16 protein-coding genes are annotated in these 14576 nt (G+C 69.6%); 5 read left to right on the top strand and 11 right to left on the bottom strand.

What is annotated here, in order from left to right:
- The first annotated feature begins 50 nt into the window (after positions 1–50).
- The 3 genes from glmU to D000_RS0100570 all read left to right on the top strand — a co-directional run bounded on the left by glmU (position 51) and on the right by D000_RS0100570 (position 3694).
- Positions 51–1436 (top strand): bifunctional UDP-N-acetylglucosamine diphosphorylase/glucosamine-1-phosphate N-acetyltransferase GlmU, encoded by a 1386-nt coding sequence (glmU, locus tag D000_RS0100580; protein WP_018871604.1) that lies wholly within the window; start codon positions 51–53, stop codon positions 1434–1436.
- Between the two features lie 9 nt (positions 1437–1445).
- Positions 1446–3296: a glutamine--fructose-6-phosphate transaminase (isomerizing) gene (gene glmS / locus D000_RS0100575; RefSeq protein WP_018871603.1), complete on the top strand. Its 1851-nt coding sequence runs from the start codon at positions 1446–1448 to the stop codon at positions 3294–3296.
- Positions 3297–3397: 101 nt separating this feature from the next.
- Complete coding sequence (locus tag D000_RS0100570) at positions 3398–3694, top strand: hypothetical protein (protein ID WP_018871602.1); 297 nt, start codon at positions 3398–3400, stop codon at positions 3692–3694.
- Positions 3695–4059: 365 nt separating this feature from the next.
- On the opposite strand, the gene dtd is transcribed toward D000_RS0100570, so the two are convergent.
- The 3 genes from dtd to D000_RS0100555 all read right to left on the bottom strand — a co-directional run bounded on the left by dtd (position 4060) and on the right by D000_RS0100555 (position 5877).
- The gene (dtd, locus tag D000_RS0100565; RefSeq protein WP_018871601.1) at positions 4060–4506 is read right to left on the bottom strand and encodes a D-aminoacyl-tRNA deacylase; all 447 of its coding nucleotides are present in this window, start codon (positions 4504–4506) and stop codon (positions 4060–4062) included.
- Positions 4503–5489, bottom strand: coding sequence for a prolyl aminopeptidase (gene pip, locus D000_RS0100560; RefSeq protein WP_018871600.1), 987 nt, complete (start codon positions 5487–5489; stop codon positions 4503–4505). The genes dtd and pip overlap by 4 nt, the downstream gene beginning before the upstream one ends.
- A gap of 76 nt (positions 5490–5565) precedes the next feature.
- Complete coding sequence (locus tag D000_RS0100555) at positions 5566–5877, bottom strand: hypothetical protein (RefSeq protein ID WP_018871599.1); 312 nt, start codon at positions 5875–5877, stop codon at positions 5566–5568.
- A 218-nt stretch (positions 5878–6095) separates the two neighbouring features.
- Between D000_RS0100555 and D000_RS0100550 the strand changes: the two genes are divergently transcribed.
- A complete protein-coding gene (locus D000_RS0100550; RefSeq protein WP_018871598.1) occupies positions 6096–6896 on the top strand; it encodes a tRNA 2-thiocytidine(32) synthetase TtcA in 801 nt (266 codons plus the stop codon).
- Positions 6871–7779, top strand: a complete 909-nt coding sequence (locus D000_RS0100545; RefSeq protein ID WP_018871597.1) for a lysophospholipid acyltransferase family protein — start codon at positions 6871–6873, stop codon at positions 7777–7779. Before D000_RS0100550 ends, D000_RS0100545 begins: the two co-directional genes overlap by 26 nt.
- A gap of 18 nt (positions 7780–7797) precedes the next feature.
- Here the strand turns inward: D000_RS0100545 and hslU are convergent, their stop codons facing one another.
- From hslU to D000_RS13645, 8 genes are all read right to left on the bottom strand, one after another.
- Complete coding sequence (gene hslU, locus D000_RS0100540) at positions 7798–9132, bottom strand: ATP-dependent protease ATPase subunit HslU (protein WP_018871596.1); 1335 nt, start codon at positions 9130–9132, stop codon at positions 7798–7800.
- Positions 9133–9196: 64 nt separating this feature from the next.
- On the bottom strand, positions 9197–9739 hold the full coding sequence (hslV, locus tag D000_RS0100535) for an ATP-dependent protease subunit HslV (protein ID WP_018871595.1): 543 nt from the start codon (positions 9737–9739) through the stop codon (positions 9197–9199).
- Positions 9740–9806: 67 nt separating this feature from the next.
- Positions 9807–10745, bottom strand: a complete 939-nt coding sequence (xerC, locus tag D000_RS0100530; RefSeq protein ID WP_018871594.1) for a tyrosine recombinase XerC — start codon at positions 10743–10745, stop codon at positions 9807–9809.
- Positions 10717–11433, bottom strand: coding sequence for a DUF484 family protein (locus D000_RS0100525; protein ID WP_018871593.1), 717 nt, complete (start codon positions 11431–11433; stop codon positions 10717–10719). The genes xerC and D000_RS0100525 overlap by 29 nt, the downstream gene beginning before the upstream one ends.
- Complete coding sequence (gene dapF / locus D000_RS0100520; RefSeq protein WP_018871592.1) at positions 11430–12266, bottom strand: diaminopimelate epimerase; 837 nt, start codon at positions 12264–12266, stop codon at positions 11430–11432. The genes D000_RS0100525 and dapF overlap by 4 nt, the downstream gene beginning before the upstream one ends.
- Positions 12266–12940 carry a trans-aconitate 2-methyltransferase gene (locus D000_RS0100515; protein WP_018871591.1) on the bottom strand — a complete coding sequence of 225 codons (675 nt, stop codon included), beginning with the start codon at positions 12938–12940 and terminating at the stop codon, positions 12266–12268. The genes dapF and D000_RS0100515 overlap by 1 nt, the downstream gene beginning before the upstream one ends.
- Positions 12937–14232, bottom strand: coding sequence for a diaminopimelate decarboxylase (lysA, locus tag D000_RS0100510; RefSeq protein ID WP_018871590.1), 1296 nt, complete (start codon positions 14230–14232; stop codon positions 12937–12939). Before lysA ends, D000_RS0100515 begins: the two co-directional genes overlap by 4 nt.
- On the bottom strand, positions 14233–14367 hold the full coding sequence (locus tag D000_RS13645; protein WP_081616617.1) for a lipoprotein: 135 nt from the start codon (positions 14365–14367) through the stop codon (positions 14233–14235). It lies immediately after the preceding gene.
- Between the last annotated feature and the right edge of the window lie 209 nt (positions 14368–14576).

The following is a 14576-nucleotide window of genomic DNA, read 5'->3' as shown; positions in this document are numbered from 1 at the left end:
ACGACCCCGAAGGGCCAGCCAGCGCGGCTGGCCCTTTATCATTGGGAACCATGAGCAACCGTACCCCGCTTCATATCGCAGTACTTGCCGCCGGCAAGGGCACGCGCATGCGTTCGCGGCTGCCCAAGGTGCTGCAGCCGCTCGCCGGGCGCCCGCTGCTCGCGCATGTGCTGGATCGCATCGCGGCCCTGCCGGCGAGCGGGGTTCATGTCGTGGTGGGGCACGAACAGGACCGTGTGCGGGCTGCCTTCGCGGACCTCCCCATGGCGCTGAACTGGATCGACCAGGGCGAGCCACACGGTACCGGACACGCGGTTCATCGGGCGCTGGAGAACATTCCCGATGCCGCACGCGTCCTCGTCACCTACGGCGATGTACCGCGGATCCCGGTCGCCGATCTCGAGGCCTGTGCGGCCGGGGACACCGTCACGGTGCTCGCCGCCCGCGTGTCGGACCCGACCGGGTACGGCCGGCTGATCCGGGACGCCGAGGGCCGCCTGCTGCAGATCGTCGAGGAGAAGGAGGCCAGCGCCGCGGAACGCGCGGTCGACCTGATCAACACCGGCGTTCTGGCGGCACCGGCCGGCGCGCTTAAGGGCTGGCTCGCCGGGTGCGAGCCGGCCGCCGGGGGCGCGCGTGAGTGGTACCTGACCGATGTCGTGGCCGCGGCGCGCGCGGACGGGGTTGCGGTCGAGATCGTCGAGAGCCGAGACCCGGGCTCGGTGCTGGGCGTGAACGACCGCGCGCAGCTGGCCGCCCAGGAGCGCATGGAGCAGCAGGCGCTGGCCACCGCCTTTATGCGCGAGGGGCTGGCGCTTGCCGATCCGGCGCGGCTGGATGTGCGCGGGACGCTGACCTTCGGGCAGGACTGCGCGCTGGACGTGAACGTGGTGATCGAGGGCAACGTGGTCCTGGAGGATGACGTGCAGATCGGGCCGGGGTGCGTGCTGCGCGACTGCCAGATCGGTCGCGGCACTCGGATTGCCGCGCACAGCGTGCTGGAAGGGGCCCGTGTCGGCCCCGACACCCGCGTTGGCCCGTTCGCGCGGCTGCGTCCCGGCGCCGAGCTCGAGACCGGCGCCCGTGTGGGGAATTTTGTCGAGATCAAGAACGCGATCCTGGGTGCGGGCGCCAAGGCCAATCATCTGAGCTATGTCGGTGACGCCTGCGTCGGGGCCGGCGCCAACCTGGGCGCGGGCACCATCACCTGCAACTACGACGGCGCCAACAAGCATCGCACTGAAATCGGCGCCCACGCCTTCATCGGCTCCAACACCGCCCTGGTCGCACCCATCCGGATTGGCGACCACGCCACGGTCGGCGCCGGCTCCACCCTGTCCGATGATGTCGCGCCGGGTGCCCTCGCGCTGACCCGCGCGCGGCAACGGACCATCCCCAACTGGCCGCGGCCGAAGAAGAAAAGCGATCCAAGCTGAGGAATATGTATGTGCGGTCTGGTAGCGGGCGTAGGCGAGCGGAATCTGGTCCCGGTGCTGGTGGAGGGGCTCCACCGGCTGGAATATCGCGGCTACGACTCCGCCGGTGTTGCGGTGATCAATGCCGGCGCGATCCGTGATCTGCGCGCGATCGGCAAGGTCGCCGCGCTGGAACAGCGCATCAACGGCGAGGATCTGCAGGGCCCGGCGGGGATTGCCCATACCCGCTGGGCGACCCACGGCGCCCCCAGCGAGCTCAACGCCCACCCGCACCGCTCCCGCGACGGCCGTGTCGCGATCGTCCACAACGGCATTATCGAAAACCATGCGGAGCAGCGTGCCCGGCTCGCGGAGGCCGGCTGGCCCTGCGTCTCCGCGACCGACAGCGAGGTCATCGCCCACCGCCTCGAACAGGCGCTGGATGCCGGGGCGACCCCGCTCGCGGCCATGCGCGAGACCTGCCGCGACCTCACCGGCGCCTACGCCATTGCGGCCCTGTTTTCCGAGTACCCCGACGAGGTCATTGTGGCGCGCTCCGGCAGCCCCCTGCTGCTGGGGCTGGGCATCGGCGAGACCTTTGCCGCCTCCGACGTCCAGGCCCTGCTGCCCGTGACCCAGCGCTTCATCGACCTGGAAGATGGCGACAGCGCACGCCTGACCCGCAGCGGGGCCGAGGTGTTTGACCGCAATGGCGACCCGGTCGAGCGCGCGGTGCGCGAAAGCCGCAGTCAGGTCTCGGTGGCGGACCGTGGCGAATACCGCCATTTCATGCTGAAGGAGATCCACGAACAGCCCGCCGCCCTGGCCGACACCCTGTCCGCGCGCCTGGGCGAACACGGCATTCTGGAGAACATCCTCGGCCCCGGCAGCGACCAGCGCCTGACCGACGTGCAGGCGGTCCAGATCGTCGCCTGTGGTACCAGCTATCACGCCGGGCTCGTCGCCGGACACTGGATCGAGGAGCATCTGGGGCTCCCCGCACGGGTCGAAGTGGCCAGCGAGTACCGTTACCGGCGCCATGTCCTCGCCCCGGGGACGCTTCTGGTCGTCATTTCACAGTCCGGGGAGACGGCGGATACCCTGGCCGTCCTGCGTCAGTCACAGGACGAGCCGTTCCTCGCTCGCCTCGCGGTCTGCAACGTCCCCGAGAGCACCATGGCGCGCGCCGCGGATCTGATTCTGATGACCCACGCGGGGCCGGAGATCGGGGTCGCCTCCACCAAGGCCTTCACCACGCAGCTGGCCGCGCTGGCCATCCTGGTGCTTTTGCTCGGCCAGGTGGCCACTGCCGCGCGTATGGACGCGCAGGCGCGAGCGGCCGCCGTTGCGGCCCTTCGCAGCCTGCCGGATCACGCCACCCGCCTCCTCGAGCTGGACGCCCCGATCGCGGGCGTGGCCGAGACCCTGCTGGAACGGCAGCATGCGCTGTTCCTGGGTCGCGGAGCGTTTTATCCGATCGCCCTGGAGGGCGCGCTGAAGCTCAAGGAGATCTCCTACATCCATGCCGAGGCGTACCCCTCGGGCGAGCTGAAGCATGGTCCGCTGGCGCTGGTCGATACCGAAATGCCGGTGGTCGCGGTCGCCCCCGACGATGCCCAGCTGGAAAAGCTCTCCAGCAACCTGCAGGAGGTGCGGGCCCGCGGCGGGCAGCTGATCGTGATTGGTGAATCCAGCGCCGCGCGTGCCCTCGGGCCCGAGGATATCTGGATTGGGCTGCCGCAGTCCGGTGCCCTCAGTCCCTGGCTCACCCCGATCCTGTTCACCATCCCGCTGCAGCTGCTGGCCTATCATACGGCCGTCCTCAAGGGCACGGACGTCGACCAGCCGCGCAACCTCGCGAAGTCCGTAACCGTCGAGTAGCTTGCGCGTCCCGCGCACCGCTCCATCAGGAGACGCTTGTATTCATTCCCCGGGTCGGCTAGATTCTGGCGCGCTCGAATAACCTGTCACAGGAGTCCCTCATGGATCAGCAAGAGCTCAACACCCGCTGTGTCACCCTGTTCCAGTCCCCGCGTATCCAGACCAAGCTCTGGAATCCGCGCATGTTCTGGGACGTCGGCCAGAAACTGCATACGGTCCCCGACGAGCTGACCCAGCCGAAGGTTGACCTCTGCGAGCTGGAAGTAATGCTGGCCGCGGCCGCCTACGAGCCGTCGCAGTGCGCCGACAGCCTGAACCAGCGCGAGGCCGGCCGTGCCGACTTCATTCGTCGCGCGGTGCAGTCCGGCCAGCGTCCGCTCCTGCGCCGCGCCGCTTGATCCGCGCCGCCAGCGCACGACCCGGGACCCGGCCTTGTGCCGGGTCTTTTCGTTGTTGGCCCTGGAAAACTGGCGGATGCACCACAGAGGACACAGAGGACACGGAGTACACGGAGTACACGGAGTACACGGAGTACACGGAGTACACGGAGTACACGGAGTACACGGAGTACACGGAGTACACGGAGAAGGGCGTTGTTGGCCTGCACCGGCATGCCGCGATGCGGCTGGGCCCTGGTGGCTATCGGAAAGAATGCCTCAACCACTGCCTCGTACTTCCCTTCTTTCCTCCGTGCTCTCCGTGTCCTCTGTGGTGCATCCGCCCTTGACCGGGTCCGGGGTAGAGCCCTGCGGCCCGTCGTGCCTTATCGCCCGCGCGCTTTCAGCCAGAAGGTAACCGGCCCGTCGTTGGTCAGGCTGACCTGCATGTCCGCCCCGAACAGCCCACTGGCCACGCTGGCATGCCGTTCCCGTGCCCGCCGCACCAGCCCGGCAAAGATCTCCGCGCCGTGCTCCGGGCTGGCCGACCCGGAGAAGCTCGGGCGCATCCCCTTACGCGTATCCGCGGCGAGGGTGAACTGCGGCACCAGCAGCAGCCCGCCCCCGGTGTCGCTCAGGGCTCGATTCATGCGCCCCTGCGCATCCGCAAAGACGCGATATCCCAGCAGCCGATCGAGCATGCGCTCGCTGGTGGCCGGTGTATCCGTGGGCTCCACGGCGACCAGCGCGAGCAGCCCGTGGCCAATCCGGCCGATCTCCCGCGCGTCCACGGTCACCCGGGCCTCGGTCACGCGCTGGATCAGCGCGATCACGCCAGGGCCCGCCCGGTGCCGGGCTCGGTCGCCCCGGTCAGCGCCTGCGCGAGTTCATCGGTTGCCGCCACCAGTCGCCGCACGATCCCGGGTTCGGCCGCCGAGTGACCGGCGTCCGGCACGATCTCCAGTCGTGCCCGTGGCCAGACCTGATGCAGCGCCAGCGCCTGGTTGACCGGGCACACCACGTCGTAGCGCCCATGCACGATGCTCCCGGGAATCGCCTCCAGCCGGTCCGCGTCGCGCAACAGCTGATCCGCCTCCAGGAAGGTGTCGTGCATGAAGTAGTGGCATTCCAGACGGGCCAGGCTCACCGCCACGTCCGGGTTCTCGAAGTGGGCGATCACGTCCGCGTTCGGTACCAGGCAGGAGGTCCGACCCTCCCAGCCGGACCACGCCCGCGCCGCCGCCTGGCGCACCGCCGGATCGGGGTCCGTGAGCCGGCGGTAGTACGCCGCCACCATGTCGTCGCGTTCCGTCGCGGGGATCTGCGCCAGGTAATCCGCCCAGGCCTCCGGAAACAGGCGATCGGCCCCGGACTGATAGAACCACCCGATGTCCTCGGGCCGACACAGGAACACCCCGCGTAGCACCAGCCCCAGCACGCGCCCCGGATACCGCTCGGCATAGGCAAGCCCGAGCGTCGAGCCCCACGAGCCGCCGAAGACCACCCAGCGCTCGATCCCCAGGTGCTCGCGCAGGCGCTCGATGTCGGCGACGACATGCCAGGTGGTGTTCGCCTCCAGGCTGGCGTGGGGCGTGGAGCGCCCGCAGCCGCGCTGGTCGAACAGCACGATCCGGTAGCGTTCCGGATCGAAGAAGCGCCGGTGCCAGGCCTCGCAGCCCGAGCCCGGGCCGCCATGCAGGAACACCACGGGCACACCACCCGGGTTGCCGCACTCCTCGAAATACAGTTCGTGTCCGTCGCCTACCTTCAGGCGCCCCATCCCGTGGGGTTCGATCTCGGGGTACAGCGCATCCATTGACGTCTCCGGGAAAAACCCCGAGTGTCGCCAAAACGCGGCCCCGGCGAAAGCCTCGCGGGTGACCGCAGGGTCCCTATTCCGGATCCTCGATCACCCGTCCGCGGTAGACCCGCCGCTTCGGCCGTGGGCTGTCGGCCTTTGCGGCGTCCTGCTCGCGCGACCGCTCCTGCGGCACCGGGCGCTGCAGATGCCCGGCGCGCTCGAGCTGGCTGCGCAGGGTCAGGGCGGCGGCCTGCACCATGGACGACTGCGAGCGCCCGGCGTAGTCGAGGATCGCCTCCATGAAGTCGGGGTCGGTGACCGACAGGCGCGCGACTGCCGGAAACTCCGCGCGCATGTTGCGGCGCAGCTCGGCAGCCAGGCTCAGGCTCTTGCGGTCGTGCATGGCTCGTTCCCCGAAAGACATCTTCTTTTTCTATCTCTTGCAAGCGGGATGCCAGCCCCGTTGGGCCTTCTGTGCTCGCATTTCCGGGGCTATGGCGCAAGGCAACGCCCGACCATGGTGCATGGCCGGGCCGTGGCGCCCCGCCGTGGGGCATGCGCGACCGCGCCGGGGGTGCCGCCGCTTGCATGGCGCGGCGCGGCGCCCTATGTTGCGGGGCCATGGAGACACCCGCCGTACCCGCCTCGATCCGCCGCCTCGCCGGCCGCGCGATTGCCGATTTCGACATGATCCGCGACGGCGACCGCATCCTCGTGGGGCTGTCCGGCGGCAAGGATTCGCTGACCCTGCTGTGGCTGCTGCATGGCCTGGCGCGGCGGGCGCCGGTGCACTTCGAGGTCGGTGCGGTCACGATCAACCCGGAGATCGAAGGCTTCGAGCCGCAGCGGCTGATGGACTATCTCGGTGGTTATGGCATCCCGTATCACTTCGTTTCCGAGCCGATCGCGGAGCTGGCCGGTGAGCACATGGACAACGACTCCTTCTGCTCCTTCTGCTCGCGCATGAAACGCGGGCTGATGTATCGCACCGCACGCGAGCACGGCTACAACGTGCTGGCGCTGGGCCAGCACCTGGACGACCTCGCCGAGAGCTTCATGATGAGCGCCTTCCATGGTGGCCAGCTGCGCACGATGAAGGCCCATTACGCGATCGACGCCGGCGACCTGCGGGTGATCCGCCCGCTGGTCTACGTGCGGGAGCGCCAGACCCGGGATTTCGCCGCGGCCGCCGGGCTGCCGGTTATCCTGGACAACTGCCCCGCCTGCTTTGCGATGCCCACCCAGCGCGAGCACATGAAGCAGCTGCTCGCGCAGGAGGAGGCCCAGCACCCGCGTCTGTTCCGCAACCTGCGCACCACCCTGAAGCCACTGATGACCGAGGGGGGTATCCCGCCCCGGGATCCGGCCCCCACTATTCGCCCCGAGCAGCCTGCCCATGACCCGACGTCGGCATCTGCGTGACCGTGTGATCGGCGCGGGGCTGCGCCTGCTCGCGCGCCTGCCGCTGCGTGTGAATCACGCGCTGGGTGCGCTGGTCGGGGGGGTGGTGTGGCATCTGCCCACGCGCGCTGCCGCGATCACCCGCACCAACCTGGCGCTGTGTTTCCCGGAAAAGGACCCGGCCTGGCACCGCCGTGTAGGACGGCGTTCCCTGATCGCTATGGGGCAGGCACTGACCGAGTCGCCGTGGCTGTGGCGCTCCCGCCCCGAGACCCTGGCCCGGCTCGCGGCGCGTCCGCCCGACTATGCCGCGCTGGCCCGGCGCGCCGATGGCCGCGCCCTGTTCCTGTGCGCGCCGCATCTCGGGTCCTGGGAGTTCGCGGGGCTGGATGCCGCGCGCCACGGGGCGATGGCAACCCTGTACAGCCCGTTCAAGACGCCGGAGATCGACCGCTGGGTGCGCGAGGCCCGGGCCTCGACCGGCGCCACGCTGGCGCCGGCCGACCGCAGCGGCCTGCGCCTGCTGCAGCAGGCCCGCGACCGCGGCGAGATCATCGGCATCCTGCCGGACCAGAGCCCGAAGGGGGCATCCGGCCAGCATGCGCCGTTCTTCGGCCGCCCGGCCCTGACCATGACCCTGCTCCCGCGCCTGCTGCGCGGCCGTAGCGACCATGTGGTGTTCCTGTTCGCCGAACGTCTGCCGAAGGGCCGGGGCTTTCGCTATCACGAGATCGCGGCCGGGCCGGAGGTCGCCGACCGCGACTTCGCCCGCGCGGCGGCTGCGATCAATGCCCATGTCGAGGCCCTGGTGCGGCGCTGCCCGGAGCAATACAACTGGGCCTACAAGCGCTTCAACCCGCCGCCGGCGAGCTGGCCGGACCCCTACCGCCGGGATACGGCGTAGCGCGCCCCTCCGCGGCGGTCAGAGGATGTAGCGCGACAGGTCCTCGTCCTCGACCAGGTCACCCAGGCGTTGGTCGACGAACGCGCGGTCCACGATCACCGCGCCGTCCACGTCCGGGGCGCGGTAGGCGACATCCCGCAGCAGGCGTTCCAGCACGGTGTGCAGGCGCCGGGCGCCGATGTTCTCGGTGCGTGCGTTCACGTCATGGGCGATCTCGGCGAGGCGACGCACGCCATCCGCCTCGAAGCGCAGTTCCACGCCCTCGGTCTTCATCAGCTCCACGTACTGTTCGGTCAGCGAGGCGGTGGGCTCGGTCAGGATGCGCACGAAGGCGTCCGCCGAGAGCGCGTCCAGCTCGACGCGGATCGGCAGCCGCCCCTGCAGCTCCGGCACCAGGTCGGACGGCTTGGACAGGTGGAAGGCGCCGGAGGCGATGAACAGGATGTGGTCGGTGCGCACCATGCCCAGCTTGGTGGAGACGGTGGTGCCCTCGATCAGCGGCAGCAGGTCGCGCTGCACGCCCTCGCGCGAGACCTCGCCGCTGCTGCCCTTGTCGCTGCCCCTGGCAACCTTGTCGATCTCGTCGAGAAAGACGATGCCGCTCTGTTCGACGCGGTCGATCGCCTGCAGCTTCAGCTCTTCTTCGTTGATCAGGCGCGCGGCCTCTTCCTCGATCAGCAGCTTGCGGGCCTCGGCGATCTTCAGTCGCCGCGAGCGGGTCTTCTGGCCGCCGAGGTTCTGGAACATCGACTGCAGCTGGCTGGCCATCTCCTCCATGCCCGGCGGGGTCATGATCTCCACGCCGTGCGGATTCTGCTGCACCTCGATGTCGATCTCGCGCTCGTCCAGGTCGCCCTCGCGCAGGCGCTTGCGTAGCTTCTGGCGGGTGTCGCTGTTGGCGTCGTCCTGCGCGGACTCGGTGAAGCCGGCGTTGCGCGGGCGTGGCAGCAGGGCATCGAGGATGCGCTCCTCCGCCGCGTCTTCGGCCTTTACGCGATTTTCCTTGATGGCCTCGTCGCGCAGCTGCTTGACCGCGGCCTCGGCGAGGTCGCGGATGATCGATTCGACATCGCGGCCGACATAGCCGACCTCGGTGAACTTGGTCGCCTCGATCTTGATGAACGGCGCGCGGGCGAGCCTGGCCAGGCGCCGGGCGATCTCGGTCTTGCCGACGCCGGTCGGGCCGATCATCAGGATGTTCTTGGGCGTGACCTCCGGCTGCAGCTCCGGGGGGAGCTGGCGGCGGCGCCAGCGGTTGCGCAGGGCAATGGCGACGGAGCGCTTGGCCTCGTCCTGGCCGATGATGTAGCGGTCCAGTTCCTGGACGATCTCGCGGGGGGTCATGTCGGTCATGGCAAACGGGCCTTGATTCGAAGGGATTGCGGAGGCGCGGTCGCGCGGCCGGGTCGGCCGCCGATCATTCGGCGTCCAGGCTCTCCAGGGTCAGGTTGTGGTTGGTGTAGACGCAGATATCGGCGGCGATGTTCAGCGATTTCTCCACGATGTCGCGGGCCGGCAGGTCGGTGTTCTGCAGCAGCGCCTGGGCGGAGGCCTGCGCATACGGGCCGCCGGAGCCGATCGCGATCAGCGCGTTCTCCGGCTCGATGACGTCGCCGTTGCCGGAGATCACGAAGGAGCTCTCGCGGTCGGACACGGCCAGCAGGGCCTCAAGCTTGCGCAGGGCGCGGTCGGTACGCCAGTCCTTGGCCAGCTCGACCGCGGCGCGAGTGATGTTGCCGGAGTGCTTTTCCAGCATGCCCTCGAAGCGTTCGAACAGGGTGAAGGCATCGGCGGTGCCGCCGGCAAAGCCGGCCAGGATGCGGTCGTGGTAGACGCGGCGCACCTTGCGCGCGTTGCCCTTCATCACGGTGTTGCCCAGCGATACCTGGCCGTCGCCGCCAAGGGTGACGGCGCCATTGCGGCGGACGCAGACGATGGTGGTGCCGCGAAACTGTTCCACGGGATTCTCCTGTTCGGCTGTGTGTCGAGGGCGCGGTGCGGCTGCCCGGGTTTTGGACGCGGGCGACTCAGCGGCTCCGGCGGGCCCGCGGATGCGCGGCATCATACACCTGTGCCAGGTGCTGATAGTCGAGATGGGTATAGATCTGGGTGGTTTCAAGGTTGGCGTGACCCAGAAGTTCCTGAATGGCTCGCAGATCGCCGCTCGATTCCAGCAGGTGACTGGCGAAGGCGTGGCGCAGCCGGTGCGGGTGCAGGCGCACGTCCAGCCCGGCGCGGCGCCCGGCCTCGGCCACGCGGCGCTGTACCGCGCGATTGCCGATGCGCCCGCCGCGGCGGGTCACGAACAGGGCGCGTTCGCCGGGAGCGGCCCAGTCGCCACGGCGCTCAAGCCAGCTGCGGATCGCATCACGTGCCACCCGCCCCACCGGGACGCTGCGCTCGCGTCGGCCCTTGCCGAGTACCCGCACCAGGCCGGTATCGAGGTCGAGATCCGTCAGGTCCAGCCCGGTCAGCTCCGACAGGCGCAGCCCGGAGGAGTACAGCAGCTCCAGCATGGCCTGGTCGCGGGCGGCCAGGATCGGGTCGAGACCCTCGGCCGGGGTCAGCGCCTGCTGGGCCTGATCGACGTCAAGATCGCGCGGCAGGGCGCGCCCCGCCCGCGGTCCGCGCAGGCCGGCGGCGGGGTTGGCCGGCATACGGCGGTGTTCGACCTGATAGGCGAAAAAGCCGCGCGCGGCGGACAGGAAGCGCTGGATGGAGCGCGGATGGCGGCCTTCGCGGGCCTGCTGTCCGGCGATGCGCCGCATGTCCGCCGCCGTCAGCCCCGACCAGGGGCCCGCGTGCAGGCGCCGCAACTGCGCCAGGTCACGCCGGTAGGCCTGGAGGGTATGCGGCGAATGGCCGCGAACATCGCGCAGATGGGCCAGAAAGGCCGCGATGTCCGCATCCTGTGGCGGGCTCGAATCGGTCGCCGCCTCAGGCGGCGGCGTGGGTCCGCTCGACATGGCAGCGGATCGATTCGGCCAGCAGGTCGCCGATATGGGTGACGAAATAGGTGCCCATGTCGGGCTGGAAGCGGTCGGCGGATTCGCTGGCCAGGCCGAGTACGCCGATGGGGTCGCTCTCGCTGCCAAGCGGCATCAGGATCGCGGAGCCGATGTCCTCGGCGGCGTCGAACAGCACGTGCAGCATCTCGGCCGGCACTCGGCCGCACTGGGCCTTGCCGCGGGCGAACAGCGGGTCGAAGGTGGCGAGGTCGCCGCGGTCCAGTGCGTGCAGCTCGTCCACCTCGCGACCGGCCAGGCGGATGCTGACCCGCTCGGCGTTGAGCTCGTTGCGCAGGGCATCCTGGGTCAGCGCCAGCACCGCATCCAGGTTTTCGGCGCGCATCAGGGTCTTGGCCAGCTCGTGCAGGTGCTGGCCCATGCGCTCGTTGTCACGGGCGCGCTCGACCAGCTCGGCCATGTGCTGTTCCATCGCGCGGTGTTTTTCGCGCAGCAGACTGACCTGGCGTTCCAGCAGCGAGACCGCGCCGCCGCTGGGGTGCGGCAGGCGCAGGATGTCCAGCAGCGGCAGGTGGTCCTGGAAGAAATCGGGGTGGTCGCGCAGGTACGTCTCGACGTCTGCCGCGCTGATCGCGTGTTCCGCCTCCGGAGTACGGGCGGAAGACGCCTTGGAGGGTTGCCCAGTCATAGATCGATCCAGCCGTTGAATACCGTGGTGGCCGGCCCGGTCAGCCAAACCGGTGCCTCGGCCTGTCCGCTCCAGCTTAGCACAAGGGCCCCGCCCGGCAGCGAGACCTCGACGTCCGCGTCGACCAGCCCGCGATGGCGCAGGATGGCCATCGCGGCCGCGGCGCCGGAGCCGCAGGCCAGGGTCTCGCCGGCCCCGCGCTCGAATACCCGCAGGTCGATGTGGCCGCGGTCGCGCACATGCGCGAATCCGACGTTGACGCGACGCGGGAAGCTTTCGTGGCGTTCGATCAGCGGGCCGATCTCCGTCACCGGCGCGCGCGCGACATCGTCCACCAGGATCAGTGCATGCGGGTTGCCCATGGATACCGCACCCAGCGTGATCGGGTGGCCCTCAATCTCCAGGGTATAGGCCGGGGCCTCGCGCTCGGCCCGCAGCGGGATGCGCTCGGGCGCGAACACCGGGGCGCCCATGTTGACGCGCACGCGCTCGTCGTCCTCGACATGCAGCACGATGCGCCCGCCCAGAGTCTCGACCGGGATCTCGCGGGCCTCGGTCAGGCCCTGCTCGCGCACGAAGCGGGCGAAGCAGCGCGCCCCGTTGCCGCACTGCTCCACCTCGGAGCCGTCGGCATTGAAGATGCGGTAGCGGAACAGGGCCTGCGCCGGGTCGCCCGGGGGCTCCACCAGCAGGATCTGGTCGCAGCCGATGCCGAAGTGGCGATCCGCCAGATGGCGCAGCGTCGCCTCGTCGAGCCGGACGGCCTGGCGCGTGCCGTCGATGACGACGAAGTCATTGCCCAGCCCGTGCATCTTGGTGAATTCCAGGCGCATCAGGTGGCCCCCGGCAGGTGCCCGAAGATGATCATGTGCCGGTCCGAGGTGATACGGACGGTGAAGCCGTCGAGGCCGGCGGCGGACAGCTGCGCGCGGACCTCGTCGGGCGTGAAGGCCGCGTGCAGGGAGTGTTCGAAGTCGCGCCGCAGCACGTCCGGGTCCTCGGCTGCGTACTTCGCGACCAGGGCCTTGACCGTTTGCTCCGAGTCCGGTCGTCGCAGGTCCATCACGAACACGGCCGCGCCGGGCGCCCCATCGCGCACGATGGCTTGCCACAGCACCGCGGGCTCATGCAGGTGATGTAGCAGGGAGTTGCTGATGATCGTGGCATACGGGGCGCGCGGGCCGCGCGCCGCGGGCAGGAAGCCCTCGGCCAGGTGTACGCGCGGCGCGGCCGGGTGGCCGGCCATCAGCGCGTCACCGGCGGCCAGCATCGCGGGCGCGCCGTCGATCCCGTCGACCTCGCAGGCCGGGTAGCGTGCGGCGAAGCGCAGCGAGACGTCGCCCGGGCCGCAGCCAAGATCCAGTACCGGCCCGGTCACCGGGCCCGGGAAGGCCTCGGCGAAGGCGTCCACGAAGCCCTCGTGCGGGGCGGCGAAGTCGGCCTCGGCGTAGGCGCGGGCCTGCGCAGGCTCGAGCATCAGCTCCGGTTCCGGGCGCCGCGGGATCACGGCTCCACGCTCCCGGGCGGATCGTCATCGTCCGGGTCCGTGTCTTCCGGCAGCATGCTCTCGCGCATCATCAGGTGATCGACCTGCTCGCGGCGGTTGATGATCTGGAAGTGGTCGCCGTCGACCATGATCTCCGGCGGGCGCGGGCGCGAGTTGTAGTTGCCGGCCATCACATAGCCATAGGCCCCGGCCGACCGCACGGCCAGCAGGTCGCCCGCGGCCAGCGCCAGTTCGCGCTCGCGGCCGAGGAAGTCGCCGGTCTCGCAGACCGGGCCGACGATGTCGTAGGTGCGGGCCTCGGTGTCCTTGCGCTGCACGACCGGGATGATCTCCTGCCAGGCGCCGTACAGGGCCGGGCGCAGCAGGTCGTTCATCGCGCCGTCGACGATGGCGAAGTCGTGGGCCTCGGTGTGCTTGAGGTACTCCACCCGGGTCAGGAACACGCCGGCGTTGGCCGCGATCGCGCGGCCCGGCTCCAGCAGCACCTTCAGCGGGCGCTCGCCCATCACCTCGCGCAGGGCGCTGGCCCAGGCGTCCGGCTCCGGCGGGGTCTCGTCGCGGTAGCGCACGCCCAGCCCGCCGCCGACATCGATATGTTCGAGTTCGATGCCGTCTGCGGCCAGCTGGTCGACCAGCGCCAGCACGCGCTTCAGGGCATCGGTGAACGGATCGATCCGGGTCAGCTGCGAGCCGATGTGGAAATCGACGCCGGTGGCCTCCAGGTGCTGGCTGTCGCGTACCCGGGCATACAGCGCCGGCGCCTCCTCGATGGCGACGCCGAACTTGTTCTCGCGCAGGCCGGTGGCGATATAGGGATGGGTCTCGGCGTCGACGTCCGGGTTCACGCGGATCGAGACCGGCGCGGTCACACCCATCTCGGCCGCAACGGACTCGAGCCGTTCCAGCTCCGGGGCGGACTCGACGTTGAAGCAGTGGATGCCGACCTCGAGTGCCCGGCGCATCTCGGCTGCGGTCTTGCCGACGCCGGAGAACACGACCTTCGCCGGGTCGCCACCGGCGCGCAGCACGCGCTCCAGTTCGCCGCCGGAGACGATGTCGAACCCGGCGCCGAGGCGCGCGAGCACGTTCAGCACCCCCAGCGCGGAGTTTGCCTTCACCGCGAAGCAGACCTGGTGGGGGGTGCCGATCAGGGCCTCGCTGAACGCGCGGTAGTGACGCTCCAGCGTGGCGCGTGAATAGACGTAGGCAGGCGTACCCACCAGCCGGGCGAGGTGATCCAGCGCCACGCCTTCGGCATGCAGCGTACCGCCGTGGTAGTCGAAGTAGTCCATCTAGCGGCGCTCCTCGGTCGCGTCGTCATCGGGCAGGTAGAGGTCGCCCTTCTGCCCGCAGGAGGCGAGCATCTGCATCGTGCCGAGCACGATGGCGACGGCGATCAGGAGCCACTGGGCCTTGCAGGAAAACATGGTGCGCATCCGGGGTTGCGTTGCATCAGGGGGGAATAGTGTGCCATTGATACGCCCCTGGCTTCAGGTGCAGGCGGCGGATGCCAGGGCGTCCCCACCGGTACATTCACCCATTCAGGAATCGTGCTGATTCGTTCATCAATGATTCAGGCAGGTTTGGGACGATGCATCTGCAAGACCAGTAAAAGACCACTGAAGCTGGTCAGGGG

The sequence above is a fragment of the Thioalkalivibrio sp. ALJ16 genome (assembly GCF_000377345.1).
GTDB lineage: Bacteria > Pseudomonadota > Gammaproteobacteria > Ectothiorhodospirales > Ectothiorhodospiraceae > Thioalkalivibrio.
Note: the sequence above shows the minus strand (reverse complement) of the source record. Positions and strands in the feature narration are given on the sequence as shown.

Coding starts and splice junctions, on each gene's coding strand:
- glmU (WP_018871604.1), top strand. CDS start 51: ATGAGCAACCGTACCCCGCTTCATATCGCAGTACTTGCCGCCGGCAAG.
- glmS (WP_018871603.1), top strand. CDS start 1,446: ATGTGCGGTCTGGTAGCGGGCGTAGGCGAGCGGAATCTGGTCCCGGTG.
- D000_RS0100570 (WP_018871602.1), top strand. CDS start 3,398: ATGGATCAGCAAGAGCTCAACACCCGCTGTGTCACCCTGTTCCAGTCC.
- pip (WP_018871600.1), bottom strand. CDS start 5,489: ATGGATGCGCTGTACCCCGAGATCGAACCCCACGGGATGGGGCGCCTG.
- D000_RS0100555 (WP_018871599.1), bottom strand. CDS start 5,877: ATGCACGACCGCAAGAGCCTGAGCCTGGCTGCCGAGCTGCGCCGCAAC.
- D000_RS0100550 (WP_018871598.1), top strand. CDS start 6,096: ATGGAGACACCCGCCGTACCCGCCTCGATCCGCCGCCTCGCCGGCCGC.
- D000_RS0100545 (WP_018871597.1), top strand. CDS start 6,871: ATGACCCGACGTCGGCATCTGCGTGACCGTGTGATCGGCGCGGGGCTG.
- hslU (WP_018871596.1), bottom strand. CDS start 9,132: ATGACCGACATGACCCCCCGCGAGATCGTCCAGGAACTGGACCGCTAC.
- xerC (WP_018871594.1), bottom strand. CDS start 10,745: ATGTCGAGCGGACCCACGCCGCCGCCTGAGGCGGCGACCGATTCGAGC.
- D000_RS0100525 (WP_018871593.1), bottom strand. CDS start 11,433: ATGACTGGGCAACCCTCCAAGGCGTCTTCCGCCCGTACTCCGGAGGCG.
- dapF (WP_018871592.1), bottom strand. CDS start 12,266: ATGCGCCTGGAATTCACCAAGATGCACGGGCTGGGCAATGACTTCGTC.
- lysA (WP_018871590.1), bottom strand. CDS start 14,232: ATGGACTACTTCGACTACCACGGCGGTACGCTGCATGCCGAAGGCGTG.
- D000_RS13645 (WP_081616617.1), bottom strand. CDS start 14,367: ATGTTTTCCTGCAAGGCCCAGTGGCTCCTGATCGCCGTCGCCATCGTG.